This is a genomic window from Flavobacterium chryseum (assembly GCF_004362015.1).
Classification (GTDB): Bacteria; Bacteroidota; Bacteroidia; order Flavobacteriales; family Flavobacteriaceae; genus Flavobacterium.
In genome coordinates this window covers 1-4,836 of the sequence record NZ_SNWW01000026.1, presented here as the reverse complement: position 1 = coordinate 4,836, position 4,836 = coordinate 1, and the positions used below count along the sequence as shown (strand labels likewise).

Sequence of the window (4,836 nt, the reverse complement as noted above, 5' to 3'; positions counted from 1 at the left end):
AAGCACACTGGTTTACCAAAAGAAGAGTTGACCAATGTCTAAGATTTTATCTATAGAAGATATGATTTTCTTTTTCATACTTCTACTTATTGCACTTGGAATTATTAACGTAATAAACTGGATTTATAAAAAGATAAACAGATGGCATTAGAAACAATCACAATTCCGCTGGAAACTTACAAATGTCTGCGGGGGCATTTAGAAAAGGCTAATGAAATATTCAATAGTCTGGGAATGGCTGAGGGGTTAGCAAGTGAGAGCAAGCCTCTTAAGCCATAACCGAAACAAACAAGATCACAGAAAATTGAAAAATACAAAAATTTAATTGGAAGTGGTCAACGGGTAAAAAAGCCTGAATATCTTAAAAAATAAAAGCCACTTGACAGAGTGGCTTTTTATAATAATTCAATCACGGACCTCGAAATCCTTAATCTATTTATTATGAATGCAAATTTAATACAAAGATTCTGCAATACAACATTGTCGAATGATAAAACTAAACACCTTTTAGGTAAATGCTTGCGAAAAGCATTTGATGAATCTATTTCAGATGCTTTGGAATCTGAAAATATCCTAGGGTTAGCTTGGAAGTTCCAGGTACCACAATTTGATGAGATGTTTGAAGATCATCAAAATCACGATTATCCACCTTTTGAATGTTAGTTATGGAAATTAAGAAAAACCAAATTTTTAAAACTCCAGTAGGATTGATTTTAAAAGTAAAAACAGTTCGTGAATCAGGTTTACATACTCTGGAACTGATTGATGAAAAAGGAAATATTATTCCAGAGAGAAGAAATCATCGAGGTCATGTAATTGAGAGATCAGTTCGCATATGTTCTGAAGAGACAATTCGAACCTTTAAAAAATTAGCTATTGGAATGTTACTTCTGTTTTGTTCGATGGCATACTCTCAAAAAAAGAAATTTGTTATGGCTGCCGATTCAAAACATAAGGTCTTAATGATTGGCCAGATGCAGGCACTTTCTTTTGATGATAGAATCTATTCCATTGACAAAAAAAGGGGCTGGTACGTGGACCGGAATGATACAGTCATCTGGGTATACGGGCACAATCCTTTGGATTTTAAAGATGTGGTTAAGGTTGGCTTTTACAAAGACTTTCAAAACTACGTTGTAAGTCTCAAAACTGAAAAACTAAAAAACTTCAACGATGTCACTCGTTAAATTCGATCGCGAACAGAGGCTTTATAATTTTTATAAAAAGTTTCTTGACAATCCACATCTAATTGATAAGGTTGTGATAGAATCTTTTAAAGAAGATCTGGAGCTACTTAATAATTACAAAAAACATAAAAAAATAATTTAATTATAAATAAAATGAAATCAATTGAAATCAAAGGTTTGATCCTTACCAACTTTAAAGGAATCGTTAAATTAAAAGTGAACTTTCAGCATAATACAGATGTTTTTGGTGCGAATGGTACCGGAAAATCTACAATTTACGATGCCTTTTTATGGCTACTTTTTGGAAAAAATGCAGAGGAAAAAAAAGAGTTTAGCATCAAAAATACAGTTGATACGTCGCTTAACCGCCAAGACCATGAAGTTGAAGGAATGTTGCAAGTGGATGGTGATTCAGTTACTTTAAAAAAGATTTACAAAGAGAAGTGGACAAAGAAAAGAGGTGAGGAGATTGCAGAATATACCGGAAATGAAACGATTTATTACTGGAATGATGTTCCGATGCAGCAAAAAGAGTTTCAGCAAAAAGTTTACGGTATTCTTGATGAAACAGTTTTCAAACTGATAACAAATCCTTATGCTCTTAATTCTTTAAAGTGGCAAGATCGCCGCGGGATCCTTACGCAGATGTCCGGGGAATTATCCAATGAAGAAATTGCTTCCGGTAATCCGGAATATGAAGCATTGGTTGCGAACCTTACCCAGGGTAAAACAATGGAAGATTATTTGAAACAAATAAAAGCCAGTGTTAAAAAATCAAAAGATGATCTTAAACAAATTCCAACGCGAATTGATGAGGTATCAAAAACAAAACCGGAAGCTTACGATTTCACAGCCCTTAAAAATGTGCTTGCAGCAAAAGAGACTCAATTATCTGCTATTGATGTGAGCATCCAAGATAAATCTAAAGGATTACAATCAGTTCTTGAAGCTAACGAAACGGCTCAAAGATCGGCATCGAACTTAAGATCTGAAATCTCAAACATTGAAATTGAGACAATGACAAAAGCGAGTAATTCAATCAAAAAAGATACTTCTATTGTGGACGCTTTGAACGCAAGTTTAAAAACTAAACAAGGTGATTTGTTGACTGCTAAAAATGGTCTGGTTACGTTAAAAGGATTGGTTACTGCGAAAGAATCTGATATATCTACGCTAGATATCACAATTCAAAATAAGCGTGAGGAATGGGTTACTGAAAATGCTAAGGAACTTTCTTTCGATGACAATTCATTTTGTTGCCCAACTTGTAAACGAAATTTTGAGGAATCAGATATTGAAACCAAAAAGACTGAAATGTCTAATAATTTTAAGACTGAAAAAAGTAACAAACTTACCGAAATTAATCGTCAAGGAGGATTGCTAAAAACTCAAAAAGAGAATTTAGAAGCAGAGTTATCTGGATTAAAAGTACAAGTTACAAACGGCGAAAATGTGATTTCAAATTTAGAATATGAAATCACAACAATAGAAACCAGAATTAAAACTGAAAGTGCGAACGATGTTAATGATGTTCCGGTTGATGCAACAGCAATCTACAACGAATTATTAGATGCTAATGAAGTTTATAAGGCTAATAAATTGGAACTTGAAACAGTTTCAAAAACAATTCAGGAAGTTCCTAAAGTTGATGATGAACAGCTAAAATCAGACAGAAACAATCTTGTTTTAGAAATGGACGATATCAAAACTAAGTTGCGTAACGAGTCTCAGATTAAATTGGTTAACGATAGAATTACCGCATTAAAAGAGGAGGAAACCAAACTGGCTCAGGAGATTGCCGGTGTTGAAAAAACACAATTCTTGATCGAGCGATTCGAAAAAGATAAAATGACCGCCATTGAGGACAATGTTAATTCAAAATTCAAAATTGTCAAATTCAAAATGTTTGAAGATCAAGTTAACGGTGGTGAGAATCCTGCTTGCGAAATCTATGTAAACGGAGTTCCATTCTCAGATGCTAATACAGCATCAAAAATCAATGCTGGAATTGACATCATTTCCACCCTTTCAAAATTCTACCAAGTATCAGCCCCAATTTTTATTGATGGTGCTGAATCTATCCATGACATTATGCAGACTGATAGCCAAATGATCAGATTGGTAGTTTTAGAGGATTTATCTTTTTCTGAAGACAAAATAGAAAGAGATACTTATTATAAATTCATTGATAAAGTTAAAAATAATGGAGGTCTAATATTAGACGAAACATTAAAATCAGCATAATGACTGACCATATAGTCAAAAGAAACTCCGACGGGATCCTTACTGAAAATTGTAAAGAGAATGTCGGAGTTAAAATTGGAAGTTTTGACTGTACGGCCAATTGTCCGCATAATCAAAATACTAAAAAAGAAATTCAAGAACAGGCTTTCGATTTAAAAATCGTGAGGTGTCCAAAACTTCAAAGCAATCAATTAACAATAGAAATGTAATGAATGAATATATACAAATTTCAAAAAATTTCATAAAGGGTGATGTTATAACCTCATGTGATGAATTGATAGAATTAGCGCGATTAAAGAAATCGGTTTATCACTATGGGATGAAGATTAAACCAGCATCTGTCATTATAAACATGTCTTATACTGTTGTTTATTCAATGGTATCAAGGGGATCACTACACAAAATAATAAAATTCAAACCTCTTAAAATAAAATAAAAATGAGTACGCCAAACACACAAGTAGCAGATGTAAAAAAAGATATTTCAGTTCAAGTATTAAGTAAGATTGAATCTTTTCAAGCATCAGGAGAACTTACCTTGCCAAAAGGTTACAACGCTGAAAATGCATTAAAATCTGCTTACATTATTCTTTCCGATCCCAAAAATAACATTTTGGAAAAATGCAACAAAACATCCATTGCGGAGGCTCTTCTTAAAATGGTTGTTTACGGAGTATCACCGATTAAAAAACAATGTTATTTTATTCCGTACGGGGAAAAATTAGAATGTAGTATCTCATACGCTGGGAACATCGCAATTGCTAAGAGATACGGAAATCTTAAATGGATCAAAGGAAATGCGATTTTCGAAGGTGATACTTTTGAATTCGAAGTTGATCAAACAACTGGCCGAAGAAAAGTAATTAAGCACATACAAACGCTTGATAGTGTTGGTTCAAACAAAATAAAAGGAGCATACGCTGTATTTGAATTGAATGATGGATCAGTTGACGTTGAAGTAATGAGTATCACCCAGATTCAAGCATCTTGGGCACAAGGAGGATCAAAAGGAAATTCACCTGCTCATAAGAACTTTGCTGACCAGATGGCGGTTAAAACGGTTTTAAATAGAGCTTGCAAGTTATTGATTAGCAGTTCTGATGATTCAGTTCTATATGATCCGTTGGATGATGTAACTTCAATAGACGTTACATCCGAAAACGTACAACACGAAGTTAGACAAAAGGCAAACAAACAAAATCTTGATTTTTCAGATGTTGATGATGCTGAAGTGTTAGATATCCCCGCCGAAGAACCTCCAATTACTGAAGTCTCTGATGCTTCAAATAAAGTACAAAGTAATACTCTCGATTTCTAATGAAATTAAAGGTCATTTCAACCGGTAGTATTGGCAACGCTTACATTCTTGAAACAGAGAATGAAGCGTTGCTTATTGAGTGTGGTGT

The 4,836-nt window shown here is 33.7% G+C and carries 6 protein-coding genes; all 6 read left to right on the top strand.

What is annotated here, in order from left to right; genetic code table 11:
- Window positions 1–141: 141 nt before the first annotated feature.
- Window positions 142–279, top strand: a complete 138-nt coding sequence (locus EV143_RS21610; RefSeq protein WP_166638202.1) for a hypothetical protein — start codon at window positions 142–144, stop codon at window positions 277–279.
- Window positions 280–441: 162 nt separating this feature from the next.
- Window positions 442–663: a hypothetical protein gene (locus EV143_RS21200; protein ID WP_127340086.1), complete on the top strand. Its 222-nt coding sequence runs from the start codon at window positions 442–444 to the stop codon at window positions 661–663.
- Between the two features lie 2 nt (window positions 664–665).
- A complete protein-coding gene (locus EV143_RS21195) occupies window positions 666–1,187 on the top strand; it encodes a hypothetical protein (protein WP_127340087.1) in 522 nt (173 codons plus the stop codon).
- A gap of 153 nt (window positions 1,188–1,340) precedes the next feature.
- A complete protein-coding gene (locus EV143_RS21190) occupies window positions 1,341–3,431 on the top strand; it encodes an AAA family ATPase (RefSeq protein ID WP_133509903.1) in 2,091 nt (696 codons plus the stop codon).
- Window positions 3,431–3,640 (top strand): hypothetical protein, encoded by a 210-nt coding sequence (locus tag EV143_RS21185; protein ID WP_127340089.1) that lies wholly within the window; start codon window positions 3,431–3,433, stop codon window positions 3,638–3,640. The genes EV143_RS21190 and EV143_RS21185 overlap by 1 nt, the downstream gene beginning before the upstream one ends.
- A 229-nt stretch (window positions 3,641–3,869) precedes the next feature.
- Window positions 3,870–4,748 (top strand): recombinase RecT, encoded by an 879-nt coding sequence (locus EV143_RS21180; protein WP_127340090.1) that lies wholly within the window; start codon window positions 3,870–3,872, stop codon window positions 4,746–4,748.
- Window positions 4,749–4,836: the final 88 nt, after the last annotated feature.